Raw genomic sequence first — 15,352 nt, 5'->3', positions numbered from 1 at the left:
AGGGAGGCGTTTTTGTCTACAGCGCAGGTATCAGAACAACTTCAACGCCGGTGCTTCTTCTTTCAACGGCTCGTTCTTCCCGGTCTGCTCATTCCAGCCGCCGCCAAGGGCCTTGTACAGGTTGACCTCGCTGGTCAGCTGCGCCAGGCGGTCGGTGATCAGCGATTGCTGGGCACTGAACAGTTGGCGCTGGGCGTCGAGGAAGGTCAGGTTGCTGTCGACACCAATGCGGTAGCGACGCTCGGCCAGGCGGTAGTAATCCTGGTTGGCGGCGACGAAACCGCGTTGGGCCTCCAGTTGCTGTTTGTAGGTCTCACGCGCGGCGAGGCCGTCGGAAACTTCCTGGAAGCCGGTCTGGATCGCCTTCTCGTAGTTCGCCACGTTGATCTCTTTCTGGATCTTCGAGTAGTCCAGGCTCGCACGCAGGCTGCCGGCGTTGAAGATCGGGATGTTGATCTGCGGGGCGAACGACCAGGTGCCCGAGCCGCCTTTGAACAGGCCGCCCAGGTCCGGGCTCAGGGTACCGGCGTTGGCCGTCAGGCTGATGCTCGGGAAGAACGCCGCGCGGGCTGCGCCGATGTTGGCGTTGGCCGCCTTGAGGTTGTACTCGGCCTGCTGGATGTCGGGACGCCGTTGCAGCAGGTCGGATGGCAAACCGGCCGGCACTTCGCTGAGCACGTCATCCGACAGCGGCTTGCTGGCGAGATTGGCCGGCAGGCCGGTGCCCAGCAGCAGGGTCAGGCTGTTTTCGTCCTGGGCCACCTGGCGGGTGTAGCGCGCCAGTGCCACCCGGGCGTTTTCCACCGAGGTGCGTGCCTGGCTCAAGTCGAGGGCCGAGGCCACGCCGACTTCGTTGCTGCGCGAGGTGAGCTTGAAGCTCTGCTCGTAGGCGTTCAGGGTTTCCTGGGTCAGCTTGAGCAGTTCCTTGTCGGCCTGCCAGGTCAGGTAGGCGTTGGCCACACTGGCCACCAGGCTGATCTGGGTGCTGCGACGGGCTTCTTCGGTGGCGAAGTACTTTTGCAGCGCTTCTTCACTCAAGCTGCGTACGCGACCGAACAGGTCCAGCTCATAGGAGCTGATACCCAGGGTGGCCGAGTACGAGCTGCTGATGCCCTCTTTACCGGTTTGCGACGAGCGTGCCGGTACGCGCTGGCGGCTACCGCTGCCGGTGGCCGACACGGCGGGGAACAGGTCGGCGCGCTGGATCTGGTACTGCGCGGCGTAGGCGTCGATGTTCAAGGCCGCCACGCGCAGGTCACGGTTGTTCACCAGTGCGGTCTGGATCAGCTGTTGCAGGGCAGGGTCATGGAAAAACTGCTTCCAGCCCTGCTCGGCGGCGGCCTGGTTCGGCGCCTGGGCCGACGAATACGCCGGCCCCTGCGGGAACTGCGCAGCCACTGGCGCTTCGGGGCGCTGATAGTCAGGTATCAGCGAGCAGCCACTGAGCACGAATGCCGTGACGGCTAAGGAAAGTAGCGACTTGCTCATTGGCCAGCCTCTTTAGGAGTTTGCTTGGGTTCAGTCGTTTTGCGCTCGCCCATGGCGGACACGGTTGCAAAGAACAGTGGCACCCAGAAGATCGCCAGCACAGTGGCGGTGATCATACCGCCAATCACGCCGGTACCGATCGCATGCTGGCTGCCTGAGCCGGCGCCCGAGGAGATCGCCAACGGCAGTACGCCGAGGATGAACGCCATGGACGTCATGATGATCGGTCGCAGACGCATGCGCGACGCTTCGATGGCCGATTCGACGATGCCTTTGCCTTGTTCGTGAAGCTCTTTGGCGAACTCCACGATCAGGATGGCGTTCTTCGCCGCCAGGCCCACCGTCACCAGCAAGCCCACCTGGAAGAACACGTCGTTGGACAGGCCGCGCAGGCTGGTGGCGATCAACGCACCCACCACACCCAGCGGCACAACGAGTACCACCGCGATCGGAATCGACCAGCTTTCGTACAGCGCCGCGAGGCAGAGGAACACCACCAGCAGCGACAAGGCGTACAGCGCAGGCGCCTGGGAGCCGGACAGACGTTCTTCATACGACAGGCCCGTCCAGGCGTAACCGACACCCGCCGGCAATTGCTTGGCGATGCGTTCGACTTCGGCCATGGCTTCACCGGTACTGTAGCCCGGTGCCGGGGTACCGAGGATTTCCATCGCCGCCACACCGTTATAGCGCGAGAGTTTCGGCGAACCGTAAATCCACTTGCCCGAGGCGATGGCCGACAACGGCACCATCTTCCCGGAGTCGCTGCGCACGTACCATTTGTTCAGGTCTTCAGGGGACATCCGGCTGGCGGCTTCACCTTGCACATAGACCTTCTTCACACGACCACGGTCGATGAAGTCGTTGACGTAGCTGCCACCCAGGGCAATGGCCAGGGTCTGGTTGATGTTCGACAGCGTGATGCCTTGGGCGCTGGCTTTTTCGTCGTCGACGGTGAGCTCGTACTGCGGCTCATCGTTCACGCCGTTGGGGCGTACACCCGCCAGGATCTTGCTCTGGGCAGCCATGCCCAGGAACTGGTTGCGCGCGGCCATCAACTTATCGTGGCCAACGCCGCCCTGGTCCTGCAGGAACACGTCGAAACCGGTCGCGTTACCCAGCTCCAGTACAGACGGTGGCACGATGGCGAACACCATGGCGTCCTGGAACGTCTGCATGAAGTAACCTTGGGCGCGCTTGGCGATTTCGAACACCGATGTGGACGCGTCACGCTCATCCCACGGTTTGAGCATCACGAATGCCAGGCCCGAGCTTTGACCACGACCGGCGAAGTTGAAGCCGTTCACGGTAAAGACCGATTTCACGCCCTTGCCTTCGCCCGGTTCGCCTTCCTTGTCGTTGAGCAGGAAGATACGCATGTCGTCGATGACTTTCTGCGTGCGCTCGGCCGTCGAGCCTACTGGCGTCTGTACCTGGGCAAAGATCACGCCTTGGTCTTCGTCGGGCAGGAATGCGGCAGGGATGCGCATGAACAGCCAGATCATGCCGGCAAAGATCAATGCGTAAACGAGGAACGCCGGAATCTTGTGCCTGAGCATGTTACCCACGCCGCGTTCGTAGCTCAGTACGCTGCGGTCGAAGGTGCGGTTGAACCAGCCGAAGAAACCACGCTTGGGTTGGCCGTGCTTCTCGGGATCGATCGGCTTGAGCATGGTGGCGCACAAGGCCGGGGTGAAAATCAACGCAACCAGTACCGACAACGCCATGGCCGAAACGATGGTGATGGAGAACTGTTTGTAGATCACGCCGGTGGAGCCGCCGAAGAATGCCATCGGCAACAGTACCGCCGACAGTACCAGCGCAATACCCACCAGGGCGCCCTGGATCTGGCCCATGGACTTGACCGTCGCTTCTTTGGGCGACAGGTGCTCCTCGGCCATGACCCGCTCGACGTTTTCCACCACGACGATGGCGTCGTCCACCAGCAAGCCGATGGCCAGGATCATGCCGAACATGGTCAGGGTGTTGATGGTGAAGCCAAACGCGGCCAGGATCCCGAAGGTACCCAGCAATACCACCGGTACGGTCATGGTGGTGATGATGGTGGCGCGGAAGTTCTGCAGGAACAGGAACATTACCAGGAACACCAGCACGATCGCTTCGACCAGGGTGTGTACCACGCCGGAGATCGATTCGGTCACAACCGGGGTGGTGTCATACGGCACCACCGCCTTCATGCCTGGCGGGAAGAACGGTTCCAGGGACGCGATCGTGGCACGGATGGCCTTGGCGGTGTCCAGGGCGTTGGCACCGGCGGCCAACTTGATTGCCATACCGGACGCCGGGTCGCCGTTGAACTGCGCGCTGATGCTGTAGGTCTGGCCGCCCAGCTCGATACGCGCGACGTCTTTCAAGCGAACCTGCGAGCCGTCGGTGTTGACCTTCATCAGAATGTTGCCGAACTGCTCAGTAGTCTGCAGGCGGGTCTTGCCGATGATGGTCGCGTTCAATTGGGTGCCGGGCAGGGCAGGCAGGCCGCCCAATTGGCCGGTGGCCACTTGTACGTTCTGTGCCGAGATCGCGGTGCTGACGTCTACCGGGGTCAACTGGTAGTTGTTCAGCTTGGCCGGATCGAGCCAGATACGCATGGCGTACTGCGAACCGAACACCTGGAAGTCACCGACACCGGCCGTCCGCGAAATCGGGTCCTGGATGTTGGACACGATGTAGTTGGACAGGTCGTCCTTGGTCATGCTGCCGTCTTGGGACACCAGACCGATCACCATCAGGAAGTTCTTCACCGACTTGGTCACGCGGATCCCCTGCTGCTGCACTTCTTGCGGCAGCAGCGGGGTCGCCAGGTTCAGCTTGTTCTGAACCTGGACCTGGGCGATGTCTGGGTTGGTACCCTGGTTGAACGTCACGGTGATGGTCATGCTGCCGTCGGAGTTACTGTCCGATGACACATAACGCAGGTTGTCGATACCGTTGAGCTGTTGCTCGATCACCTGCACCACGGTGTCCTGCACGGTCTGTGCGGATGCGCCTGGGTAGGTCACCTGGATATCAATGGCGGTCGGCGCAATCGCCGGGTATTGGTTGATGGGCAATTTCAGGATCGATAGAGCCCCGACCAGCATGATCACCAGGGCAATTACCCAGGCGAAAATGGGACGGTCGATAAAAAATTTCGACATGTGTTACTCCCCTTTGCCAGCTGCAGCGGCAGCAGGAGCGGCGGTACCGGCGGGCTTGGCGTTGTCGGCGTCCTTGACCTTGACCTCGACGCCTGGCTTGACGTACTGCAAGCCTTCGGTGATCACGCGGTCACCGGCGTTCAAGCCTTTTTCCACCAGCCAGTAAGCGCCGGCGGTGCGGTTGGCGACCAGGACACGCTGTTCAACTTTGTTGTCTGCGTTGACCACCAGTGCCGTCGGGATGCCCTTGAGGTCTCGGGTCACGCCTTGCTGCGGGGCCAGGATCGCCTTGCTGTTCACACCGGCTTGCAACTGGGCGTGTACGAACATGCCGGGCAGCAGGGTGTGGTCAGGGTTGGGGAACACGGCGCGCAGGGTGACCGAACCGGTGGTCTGGTCGACCGACACTTCGGAGAACTCCAGCTTGCCGTCCAGGCCATAGCTGCTTCCGTCTTCCAGGGTCAGCTTGACTTTGGCGGCATTGGCGCCGGCTTTCTCCAGTTGGCCGCTTTCCAGGTCGCGGCGCAGTTTGAGCATTTCAGCCGAAGACTGCGTGACGTCGACGTAGATCGGGTCCAGTTGCTGGATCACGGCCAGGGCATCGGCCTGGCCGTTGCTGACCAGCGCGCCTTCAGTGACCGAGGAACGCCCGATACGCCCGGAGATTGGCGCGAATACTTTGGTGTAGCGCACGTTGATCTGGGCGGTTTGAACGTTTGCTTCTGCCGTCATGCGATTGGCGACGGCGGTGTCGTATTCCTGGCGACTGACGGCCTGCTCATCGACCAACTGCTTGTAGCGGTCGGAGATCGACTTGGTCTGGGACAGGCTGGCCTGGGCGCTTTTCAGGGTGGCGTCATAGACCGACGGATCGATCTGATAGAGCTGCTGGCCTTCTTTTACATCCGCGCCTTCCTTGAACAGGCGCTTGAGGATGATGCCATTGACCTGAGGACGGACTTCCGCGATGCGGTAGGCGGTGGTGCGGCCTGGCAGGTCGGACGTCAGGGTAAAGGCTTGCGGTTGAAGGGTTACCACGCCGACCAGAGGAGCTTGAGCGGGCGGAGCCGCCTCTTCCTTTTTGCATCCGCTGAGCAGCGATGCCAGGGCGACGGCAGTGACCAGAGCGGTAACAGCTGGCTTAAGTTGCATGAAGATCCTCGGGTCAGGCACGCAGAGTGCGCACAAGAAGGGTGGAAGGGTAAAAAACAAGCTGTGAGTAGATAAGTAGCTTGCTACGCAATATACTTACGTTCATGGCTGTTTGTAAACTCTTGACAGGCTTGGCGGATTGCTTACAAAGCAACGCGCCAAGCCTCGATTTTAGTACGTTCGGCGCCCATGACGGTGTCGTCCCACAATGATGCAAATCATCGTTACCGCCTATTAAAGCCGCGTTACCGATAGTCCCACGTGTTCTGATTGAGGTTTTACTGCCATGGTTCGTCGCACCAAAGAGGAAGCTCAGGAAACGCGAAGCCAAATTCTCGAAGCCGCCGAGCAAGCCTTTTATGAGCGCGGCGTCGCGCGGACCACGCTGGCGGACATCGCCGCGCTGGCGGGCGTAACCCGCGGCGCCATCTACTGGCACTTCAGCAATAAGTCCGACCTGTTGCAGGCATTGCTCGACACCCTGCACGAACCCCTGGACGAACTGGCCAGGGCCAGTGAAAGCGAGGACGAAGTCGACCCGCTGGGGTGTATGCGCAAGCTGTTGATTCATCTTTTTCATCAAGTCGTCCTTGACCCGAAAACCCGGCGCATCAACGAAATCCTGTTCCATAAGTGCGAGTTCACCGATGAAATGTGTGACATGCGCCGCCAGCGCCAGACCCATAGCCTGGAGTGCAACCTGCGTATCAGCCTGACCTTGCGTAACGCCGTCCATCGCGGGCAACTTCCGGAAAACCTCGATACCACGCGTGCAGCGGTCTGCATTCATGCCTACATCAACGGCTTGCTGGGCCAGTGGCTGCTCGTACCTGACAGTTTCGAGCTGCATCAGGAAGCCGAGCGCTGGGTTGATGCGGGGCTGGACATGCTGCGCTTGAGCCCTAGTCTGCGCAATTAAGTCAAAATGTGTAATTGCTTCAAATTATGTCAACAGTAAAGCCCAAGGATGCGCAATCGTCCTTCTGACTTGTTCGTGGGATGACTTTATATACGGGCGGGTGGGGAGTTGATAGGTAGCCGCCTAAGTATTTTGTAGGGATTTTGTTGCAAGGCTGTGAAGGAATGTGTCCTTGCGTTGACGAAAAAGCCCCGACTCCTGTGAGTCGGGGCTTTTTCGTTTCAGCGCCTTACATCACAGCGCCAGCGTTGGGTAATCGATGTAACCGACCGGACCTTTACCGTAGAACGTTTCCGGGTGCGCTTCATTGAGCGGTGCATCGGCCTTCAGGCGCGCTGGCAGGTCCGGGTTGGCAATGAACGGAATGCCAAACGCCACCGCATCCGCCTTGCCCGCTGCGAGCCAGGCATTGGCGCTGTCCTTGGTGAAGCGCTCGTTGGCGATGTATGGGCCGCCGAAGGCTTTTTTCAGTTGTGGGCCGAGGCTGTCCGCGCCTTCCTTTTCACGGGCGCAGATGAACGCGATGCCGCGCTTGCCCAACTCGCTGGCGACGTAGGTGAAGGTTTCCGCCAGGTTGTCGTCGCCCATGTCGTGGGCGTCGGCCCGGGGTGCCAGGTGCACGCCTACGCGGCCGGCGCCCCAGACTTCGATAGCGGCGTCGGTCACTTCCAGCAGCAGGCGCGCACGGTTTTCCAGGGAACCGCCGTACTGGTCGGTGCGCTTGTTGGTGCTGCTTTGCAGGAACTGGTCGAGTAGGTAGCCGTTGGCCCCGTGGATTTCCACGCCGTCGAAGCCGGCAGCCTTGGCGTTCTCGGCGCCGGTGCGGTAAGCGTCGACGATGTCGGCGATTTCAGCGGTTTCCAGGGCGCGTGGGGTAGGGTACTCGGCGAGTGGGCGGACCAGGCTGACGTGGCCTTTAGCCTGGATCGCGCTGGGTGCCACCGGCATTTCGCCGTTCAGGTACGACGGATGGGAAATCCGGCCCACATGCCACAGTTGCAGGAAGATCTTGCCGCCTGCGCCATGCACAGCCTTGGTGACATTGGCCCAGCCGCGCACCTGGTCGTTGGACCAGATCCCCGGCGTGTCCGGGTAGCCCACGCCCATAGGCGTCACCGAGGTGGCTTCGCTGAGGATCAGCCCGGCAGAGGCGCGTTGCACGTAGTACTCGGCCATCAGCGCGTTGGGGACGCGGCCGGCGTCGGCACGGCAGCGGGTCAGCGGCGCCATGATGATGCGGTTCGACAGTTCCAGGTCGCCCAGTGTGATCGGATCGAAAATAGTCGTCATGGGATAACACCTTTCTCTTTAAGTTGATCAGTTGGTCGCAGGGGCCAGGTCGGCATCGCCGCTCTGGCGGAAAGTAATCAAGGTCACCAGCAGCGCGAGGATCGCCAGGGCTGCCGCCGCCAAAGGCACGCTGGTCAGGCCGAAACCGTGGGCTATCACACTGCCGCCGACCCAGGCACCGAGGGCGTTGCCGATGTTGAAGGCGCCGATGTTCAGGGTCGACACCAGGTTTGGCGCGGCCTTGCCGAAGGTCACTACGTTGATCTGCAGCGCGGGCACAGCGGCGAACGACGCGGTGGCCCACAGGAACAGGGTGATTTCGGTCGGAATCACCGCGATGCTGGTCCAGGTCAGCGCCGTGGAGACCACCGCCATACTGATGAACACGCCGACCAGGGTGGCAGCCAGGCGTTTGTCCGCCAGCTTGCCGCCAATGATGTTGCCGACGGTGAGGCCCAGGCCGATCAGCAGCAAGGTCCAGGTCACGCCTTTGGGCGACACGCCGGTGACGTCGCCGAGCAGGGGGGCGACATAAGTGAAGAGGGTGAACATGGAGGCCGCGAACAGTGCGGTCATGGTCAGCGACAACCAGATGCCGGCGCCCTTGAGGGCGGCCAGTTCGGCGCGCATGTCGAGTTTTTCTTCGTCGCGCTTGGCCGGCAGGAAGCGAATCAGGCCGATCAACGCGATCACGCCGATCACGGTCACCGCCCAGAAGGTCGAGCGCCAGCCGGCTTCCTGGCCCAACGCGGTTCCCAGCGGTACGCCGAGCACATTGGCCAGGGTCAAGCCGGTGAACATCAAGGCCACGGCCGATGCGCGTTTGTTGGCCGGTACCAGGTTGGCGGCGACCACCGAACCGATCCCGAAGAAGGCGCCGTGGCACAGCGCAGTGACCACGCGGGCAAACATCAGCACGTTGTAGTCGCTGGCCAGGGCACAAAGCAGGTTGCCGATAATGAAAATGCCCATCAGCGCGACCAGAGCGGCCTTGCGCGGCAGCCTGGAGGTGGCCAGTGCCATGAAGGGCGCGCCGATGGCCACGCCCAATGCGTAGCCAGTCACCAGCCAGCCGGCGCCGGGAATCGACACGCCCAGGTCCGCCGCCACATCAGGCAACAGGCCCATGATGACGAACTCGGTGGTGCCGATGGCGAAGGCGCTCAGGGCCAGGATGAGTAGCGAGAGGGGCATGTGGGTGTCCTTGTTACAGCGGTGTGCTGAGTTCAGTGATGAGCGCAGCGAGGAAGGCTTGGATCGTTTCCTCGTTGCGTTTGAAAAAGTGCCACTGCCCGGCCTTCTGGCTGCTGATCAATCCCGCCCGTTGCAAGGTGGCCAGGTGGGCCGACACGGTCGACTGGGACAAGCCGCAGCGCTGGTCGATCTGCCCGGCGCAGATGCCGTATTCGTGGTTGTGCAGTTGCTCGGGGAATTGCACTTTCGGGTCTTTCAGCCAGTTGAGGATGTCTCGCCGTACTGGGTGCGCCAGGGCTTTTATTATCTCGTCGAGGTCGATGGACATGGCAGGTGCTCGGTGTCGTAAAGCGTTATATCGCGATGAGGCGAACTTTAAATCGGTATATCCCGATATACCAATATGATTTCGCTCTGAGCACAGGCTAAATCGGTATATCGGGTTATAACGATACGTTGGCGGCAGTGATAAACTGCGCGGCATGAATTATCTCGCACATCTGCACCTGGGCGGCCAACTTCCTGCGCAACTGCTGGGCAGCCTGTATGGCGACTTCGTCAAAGGCCGCCTGCAGGGCCAGTTCAGTCCGTCTATCGAAGCGGCGATCCAGCTGCATCGTTCCATCGACCGTTTCACCGACAGCCACCCGCTGGTAGGGCAGGCGTTGTCGCGCTTCAGCCTGACCCGCAGGCGCTATGCCGGGATCGTCCTCGATGTGTTCTTCGATCACTGTCTGGCACGGGATTGGGCGCTGTATGCCGAGCAGCCCCTGGAGCATTTCACCTCGCAGGTGTACCGCGTGCTGGCGGCCGAACCGCAATTGCCGGGGCGGCTGGCGCAGATTGCGCCGTACATGGCGGCGGATGATTGGCTGGGTTCATACCGTGAGTTCGCGGTGATGGAGCCGGTGTTGCGGGGGATCTCGCGGCGCCTGACACAGCCTGGGGAATTGGGCCATGCCATGCAGGAGTTGCGGATGCTATACGAGCCGCTAAGTGAAGACTTCAGCGTTTTCTACCCGCTGTTGCAAGACTTCTGTAGGCGCGAACTTGCTCGCGAAGGTCGTTAACGATTACGCCGGGCTATCTGCTAGCCCGAGTCGCCCATTCGTTTTTCGCGAACAAGTTCGCTCCTGCCGGGTTCAGCGATCAAGCCGCAATCAATGCGCCACGCGGTTCAGCCGCTTGCACCACGTCACCGAACAACGCCTTCTGCACCGCCTGCTGCGCCTGGAACGCCAGCGCCGCGCGTTCCTGCCCGGCGCAGGCAATCGGCGTGAGCACGTGGACTTCCACATCGCCCTGGTCATGGGCAAACAGGCGCATCAGGTGCGAGAGCAAATCGTCATCGCCAATGAATGGTGCCAACGGGTCCACCTCACCATTGCGCAGATAACGGATCGCCACCGGTTGCAGCGACACATCCGCATCGATCGCGCTGGCCAACAAGCGCCCGTGAAAGGTGCGCAGGCTGCGCCCGTCGGTGGTGGTGCCTTCGGGGAACATCAGCAGCGGGTGTTGTTGCTCCAGATGGCGGGTCATCTGTTTGCGGATCAACTGGCTGTCGCCAGCACCGCGACGAATGAACAGACTGCCAGCCTTGGCCGCCAACCAGCCGGCCACCGGCCAGGTGCGCACTTCGGCCTTGGACAGAAACGACATCGGTGCCACCGCGCCCAGCAGCGGAATATCGGTCCAGGACACGTGATTGCTCACCCACAGCATCGGCTGCGTCGGCACCTCACCGTGCACCGTCACCCGGAAGGGCAGGGCATTGGTCAGCCGTGCCATAAAGAACCGCGACCAGCGTTGACGGCGCACCATGGAGTTGGCCACGCCCATCCGCTCGAACACGCCAAACACACTGGCCATGCTCAGGCCCAGCGCCACCACCAGCAACACGCGGGCGATGCGCCCGTATACGCGCAGGCGGCCCATCACATGGCCGCCTTGAAGTGGCGGGCGTAACGCGGGCACAGTTCATCGCGCTTGAGCAGGATGAACACGTCGGCCACCTGGAAATCTTCATCCCAGCACGGTTCGCCGCAGATCTTCGCGCCCAGGCGCATATAGGCCTTGAGCAGTGGCGGCATTTCCGCGATCACGTTGGACGGCAGGTCCAGTGCCGGCAGCGGCTTTTTCGGTTCGGCGCGCAGGTGTTCGTTGCACAGATAGCGTTCGCGCAGGCGCTGCATGATCGCGTGGGCCTGGATGCCGCCGTCATGCATCGGGATGCTCGCGCAGCCCATCAGGTAGCTGTAGCTGCCCTGGTTGAGCACTTCGGCCAACTCGCCCCACAGCACCGCGATGGTGCCGCCGTTGCGGTAGGCCGGGTCGACGCAGGTGCGGCCGATTTCCAGGATCGGGCCCTGCAAGTGCAGCAACCCATGCAGGCTGAATTCTTCTTCGCTGTAGAACCGACCCAGGGTGTTGGCGGCCTGGTGATCGAGCAAGCGGGTGGTGGCCACCAGTCGACCGCTGTTCAAGTCCCGCACACCGATGTGGCTGCAGTGAACATCATAGTCATCCATGTCCAGGCCCAGTTCCGCGCCTTTGAGCTTGGCGTTGAACTCGCCGCTGAAGACGTTGAATCGCAGGGCCTGGGCTTCCTGCAAAGCCTGGGCGCCGATCAGGCGTTCGGCTTGCAGACGGCGTTCATTGCCGGTGTCGCTGATGCGGGCGATCTGAGTCATGGCGAATCTCCGAGTGCCGGCCATCGTTCGGCCGGTCGACTTGTTTGTCCAAAGTCAGGCTATGTAGCCCCGGTGTCATCTCCATGAAGTTACGGTGACGCTTGGATGACAGGCGCCGATGTCGCCAATCTGTCATCGGTCTCGGCTAGGCTCGCGGGCTTGAATGCCCCCTTGAGTCTGTGTCCATGGTCAGAGGCCTGTTGTGTGCTGCGCTGCTGTTCGTCACCTTCACCTCCCGCGCCGAAACCTGGCCCGACAAGGACTGGGCCAAGGGCACACCGATCGAAGGCCCCGCTGTCGACGCCCTCAACACCTACGCTTTCCCAACGCGTGACGACGCTACCCGCCAGGGCATCCGCACCGATGCGCTACTGGTGATTCGTGACGGCGAGATCATCTATGAACGCTACGCTGCACCGACCACTGCCCGCACGCCGCACCTGACCTGGTCCATCAGCAAAAGCCTGATGGCCAGCGTGCTCGGCGTGGCCTACGGCGACAATCGCTTCAAATTGACGGACCCGGTGGCATGCTTCTACCCGCCCATGAAGCAACACCCCGCGGTGACCATGGCTGACCTGTTGCATTGGGCGTCGGGATTGGATTGGCAGGAAAGTTACGAAGTCGCGCCGTTGAAATCCTCGGTCGTCGCGATGCTGTACACCCGTGGCCGTCACGATATGGCCGAGTTCGCGGCGGACACCGACAGCTTCAGTGCACCGGGCAAGGCCTTTCGCTATTCCAGTGGCGACAGCAATCTATTGTCCGCCGCCCTTAAAGGCATGCTCGGCCACAAGGCCTACATGAGTTACCCGTGGGACGCGCTGTTCAAGCCGCTGGGTATTCACCACGCCACCTGGGAAACCGACGCCGACGAAACCTTCGTCGCTTCGTCCTACGCCTACCTCACCGCCCGCGATTTGGCGCGGGTCGGCCTGTTGATGGCGCGCGATGGACGCTGGGGCGCGCAGCAGTTGCTGCCCAAGGCCTGGGTCGACTTCAATCGCCAACCCTTCGATGCATATAAAGCCGGCCAGGACGAAGCCGTGCCCGGCGGCCACTGGTGGCTCAACCGCGAAGTGCAGGGCGCTGCGCGACCTTGGCCGGACGCCCCCGCCGACACCTTCGCCGCCCTTGGTCACTGGGGACAGGCGCTGTATGTGCTGCCCGACGAACACCTGGTGATCGTGCGCTATGGCGACGATCGCGACGGCAGTTACCGCCATAACGAACTGCTCAAGCGTGTGCTCGCGGCGGTGCAGCCATGATCCGTCGTCGGCCGTTGACCAGCCTGTTCCTCTTACTGTTGCTCGCCCTGATTGGCTGGGTCTGGCATGAGCGCGTCAACCTGCAAGCCTTCCCGGACATCATCGCGGCGTATACGGCCAAGGAATATTGCTCGTGTCGGTATGTGGCGAATAACCCGGCGGAGTATTGCCGGGGATATGTGAAGCAGTACGTGCCCACCAGTGCGCTTGCCGATGACCCGCAGCGCAGTGAAGTGACGGCCAGCGGGTTGGGGCGTACGCACACGGCGCGGTGGCTGGGTGATCGTCAGGGCTGTCGCCTCAATCCCTGACCTGCCACATTGGATTTGCGCGGTTTGTGACATTGCGCTTAAGGTTCGTGCAGGTTTTTTGCCCCATGAGTCTTTATGTTCAATGTCAAACCGCTGGTCTTCACGCTGCTGACCTGTGCCGCCTTGCCCGCCCACGCCGACTGGTACCTGGATAACGAATCCTCGCGCTTGTCCTTCGTCACCACCAAAAACACCGAGATCGCCGAGGTGCAGCGCTTCCTGGTGTTGCACGGCAAGGTCGACAGCCAGGGCGCGGCAACCGTGGAAGTGGAGCTGGAGTCGGTCAACAGTGGCATCCCGTTGCGCGATCAACGCATGCGCAATGCGCTGTTCGAGATAAAGACATTCCCCGAAGCGTTGATCAACGCGCAGATCAACCTGCAGCCCATCAACGACCTGGCCCCCGGCGCGCAGCTGGAATTGCGCCTGCCGCTGAGCGTCACCTTGCACGGCAAGACCCAGACCTACAACGCCGAGCTGTTGGCCACGCGCCTGGATGACCGGCGTTTCCAGGTGGTGACCCTCGAACCGTTGGTGCTGCATGCCGAGGATTTCGACCTGGCGCCGGGTGTGGCGGCGTTGCGCGAAGCGGCGGGGCTCAAGTCGATCAGTTTGTCGGTGCCGGTGGGTGCGGTACTGATCTTTACGGCGCGCTGACGTGAGCGGCGCGGTGTTCCCGTGGCGCAGCGCCAACCGGTTCGAGTTGCTGATCGACGGCCCGGATTTTTTCCCGCGGATGCTGGCAGGCATTACCCGTGCACAGCGACAGGTGGATCTGGAGTTGTACCTGGTGGAAGCCGGAGCCTGTGCCGAAGCCATGGTGCAGGCGCTGGTGCTGGCGGCCGAGCGGGGCGCGCGGGTGCGTTGTCTGTTCGATGATTACGGCAGCCTGGCGTTTACCCTCGGGCTGCGCAAGCGCTTGACCGACGCCGGTGTGCAACTGCGGTTTTACAACCGCCTGAACTGGCGTCGTTGGATGCGCAACCTGTACCGCGATCACCGCAAGCTGTTGCTGATCGACCAGGATGTCGCCGTGGTCGGGGGGACTGGCGTCACCGATGAATTCTGGACGCCGGGACAGGACACCGCCGACTGGCATGAAGTGATGGTGCAGATCGACGGCCCGCTGGTGCTGGATTGGCAAGCGCTGTTCGACCGCCAATGGCTGGCCAACGACGACCGGCGCGCCTGGAAACCGGCCACCCATTTCGGCCTGCCGCGCTTGCCCAAAGTGCCGGCGACCGGGCCTGGGCTTGGCCGCGTCGCCTATGCCGATGCGCGCCAGCACCGCGACATTCTGCACTCGTTGATCCGCGCGCTGAGCAGCAGCCGCCAGCGCATCTGGTTGGCGACCCCATATTTCCTGCCCACCTGGGGCGTGCGCCGGGCCTTGCGCCGGGCAGCGGGGCGCGGCGTGGACGTGCGTTTGCTGCTGACCGGCCCGCGCACCGATCACCCGTCCGTGCGCTACGCCGGGCACCGTTATTACCCGCGCTTGCTGCGCTCGGGCGTGCAGATTTTCGAGTACCAGCCGTGCTTCCTGCACCTGAAGATGGTGTTGGTGGACGATTGGGTCAGCATCGGCTCATGCAACTTCGACCACTGGAACCTGCGCTTCAACCTGGAAGCCAACCTGGAAGCGTTGGACCCTGAGCTGACGCTGGCCGTGGCGGGCAGTTTCGAGCGGGATTTCGCCCAGAGCCAGGCGGTGAGCCTGGAGGCGTGGAAGTCGCGGCCATTGTGGCGGCGGGTGAAGCAGCGGGTGTGGGGGTGGATCGATCGGTTGGTGGTGAACCTGCTCAACCGACGCGGCTGACCCGCCCAACTCGCTTAACGCGCTCAATTGTAGGAGCGAGCTTGCTCGCGAAAAACCTGAGAA

The 15,352-nt window shown here is 62.0% G+C and carries 14 protein-coding genes; 6 read left to right on the top strand and 8 right to left on the bottom strand.

What is annotated here, in order from left to right:
- Nucleotides 1-30 precede the first annotated feature (30 nt).
- Genes adeC through BLR63_RS15120 form a run of 3 tightly spaced genes read right to left on the bottom strand, consistent with a single transcriptional unit; the run spans nt 31 to nt 5,798 of the window.
- Nucleotides 31-1,488: an AdeC/AdeK/OprM family multidrug efflux complex outer membrane factor gene (gene adeC / locus BLR63_RS15130; protein ID WP_010563604.1), complete on the bottom strand. Its 1,458-nt coding sequence runs from the start codon at nt 1,486-1,488 to the stop codon at nt 31-33.
- Nucleotides 1,485-4,646, bottom strand: coding sequence for an efflux RND transporter permease subunit (locus BLR63_RS15125; RefSeq protein WP_010563605.1), 3,162 nt, complete (start codon nt 4,644-4,646; stop codon nt 1,485-1,487). Before BLR63_RS15125 ends, adeC begins: the two co-directional genes overlap by 4 nt.
- A gap of 3 nt (nt 4,647-4,649) precedes the next feature.
- Nucleotides 4,650-5,798, bottom strand: a complete 1,149-nt coding sequence (locus BLR63_RS15120; protein WP_010563606.1) for an efflux RND transporter periplasmic adaptor subunit — start codon at nt 5,796-5,798, stop codon at nt 4,650-4,652.
- Nucleotides 5,799-6,084: 286 nt separating this feature from the next.
- Here BLR63_RS15120 and BLR63_RS15115 point away from each other — a divergent pair, with 286 nt between their 5' ends.
- Nucleotides 6,085-6,717 (top strand): TetR family transcriptional regulator, encoded by a 633-nt coding sequence (locus BLR63_RS15115; RefSeq protein WP_010563607.1) that lies wholly within the window; start codon nt 6,085-6,087, stop codon nt 6,715-6,717.
- Between the two features lie 234 nt (nt 6,718-6,951).
- Here BLR63_RS15115 and BLR63_RS15110 read toward each other — a convergent pair whose 3' ends face one another.
- The 3 genes from BLR63_RS15110 to BLR63_RS15100 are packed head-to-tail and all read right to left on the bottom strand — an operon-like array spanning nt 6,952 to nt 9,529.
- Nucleotides 6,952-8,007, bottom strand: coding sequence for an alkene reductase (locus BLR63_RS15110; protein ID WP_010563608.1), 1,056 nt, complete (start codon nt 8,005-8,007; stop codon nt 6,952-6,954).
- Between the two features lie 27 nt (nt 8,008-8,034).
- Nucleotides 8,035-9,201 (bottom strand): MFS transporter, encoded by a 1,167-nt coding sequence (locus tag BLR63_RS15105; protein ID WP_010563609.1) that lies wholly within the window; start codon nt 9,199-9,201, stop codon nt 8,035-8,037.
- A 13-nt stretch (nt 9,202-9,214) separates the two neighbouring features.
- Nucleotides 9,215-9,529 carry an ArsR/SmtB family transcription factor gene (locus tag BLR63_RS15100; RefSeq protein ID WP_010563610.1) on the bottom strand — a complete coding sequence of 105 codons (315 nt, stop codon included), beginning with the start codon at nt 9,527-9,529 and terminating at the stop codon, nt 9,215-9,217.
- A 154-nt stretch (nt 9,530-9,683) separates the two neighbouring features.
- Here BLR63_RS15100 and BLR63_RS15095 point away from each other — a divergent pair, with 154 nt between their 5' ends.
- Entirely contained in the window at nt 9,684-10,271 is a 588-nt protein-coding gene (locus BLR63_RS15095; protein ID WP_010563611.1) for an acyl carrier protein phosphodiesterase, read from the top strand.
- Nucleotides 10,272-10,350: 79 nt separating this feature from the next.
- Here BLR63_RS15095 and BLR63_RS15090 read toward each other — a convergent pair whose 3' ends face one another.
- Together BLR63_RS15090 and olsB are read right to left on the bottom strand one after the other, a co-directional pair.
- A complete protein-coding gene (locus BLR63_RS15090; RefSeq protein ID WP_010563612.1) occupies nt 10,351-11,139 on the bottom strand; it encodes a lysophospholipid acyltransferase family protein in 789 nt (262 codons plus the stop codon).
- Nucleotides 11,139-11,894 (bottom strand): L-ornithine N(alpha)-acyltransferase, encoded by a 756-nt coding sequence (gene olsB, locus BLR63_RS15085; RefSeq protein ID WP_010563613.1) that lies wholly within the window; start codon nt 11,892-11,894, stop codon nt 11,139-11,141. Before olsB ends, BLR63_RS15090 begins: the two co-directional genes overlap by 1 nt.
- 185 nt (nt 11,895-12,079) lie before the next feature.
- On the opposite strand from olsB, the gene BLR63_RS15080 reads away from it, so the two are divergent.
- The 4 genes from BLR63_RS15080 (at nt 12,080) to BLR63_RS15065 (ending at nt 15,289) form a co-directional block, all read left to right on the top strand.
- Nucleotides 12,080-13,162, top strand: a complete 1,083-nt coding sequence (locus tag BLR63_RS15080; RefSeq protein ID WP_010563614.1) for a serine hydrolase domain-containing protein — start codon at nt 12,080-12,082, stop codon at nt 13,160-13,162.
- Nucleotides 13,159-13,473, top strand: coding sequence for a hypothetical protein (locus tag BLR63_RS15075; protein ID WP_010563615.1), 315 nt, complete (start codon nt 13,159-13,161; stop codon nt 13,471-13,473). The genes BLR63_RS15080 and BLR63_RS15075 overlap by 4 nt, the downstream gene beginning before the upstream one ends.
- A 75-nt stretch (nt 13,474-13,548) precedes the next feature.
- Nucleotides 13,549-14,130, top strand: a complete 582-nt coding sequence (locus BLR63_RS15070; RefSeq protein ID WP_010563616.1) for a YceI family protein — start codon at nt 13,549-13,551, stop codon at nt 14,128-14,130.
- A gap of 1 nt (nt 14,131) precedes the next feature.
- Nucleotides 14,132-15,289, top strand: a complete 1,158-nt coding sequence (locus tag BLR63_RS15065) for a phospholipase D-like domain-containing protein (protein WP_010563617.1) — start codon at nt 14,132-14,134, stop codon at nt 15,287-15,289.
- The last annotated feature ends 63 nt before the right edge of the window (nt 15,290-15,352 follow it).

The sequence above is a fragment of the Pseudomonas extremaustralis genome (assembly GCF_900102035.1).
In the GTDB taxonomy this organism is placed as follows: domain Bacteria; phylum Pseudomonadota; class Gammaproteobacteria; order Pseudomonadales; family Pseudomonadaceae; genus Aquipseudomonas; species Aquipseudomonas extremaustralis.
Note: the sequence above shows the minus strand (reverse complement) of the source record. Positions and strands in the feature narration are given on the sequence as shown.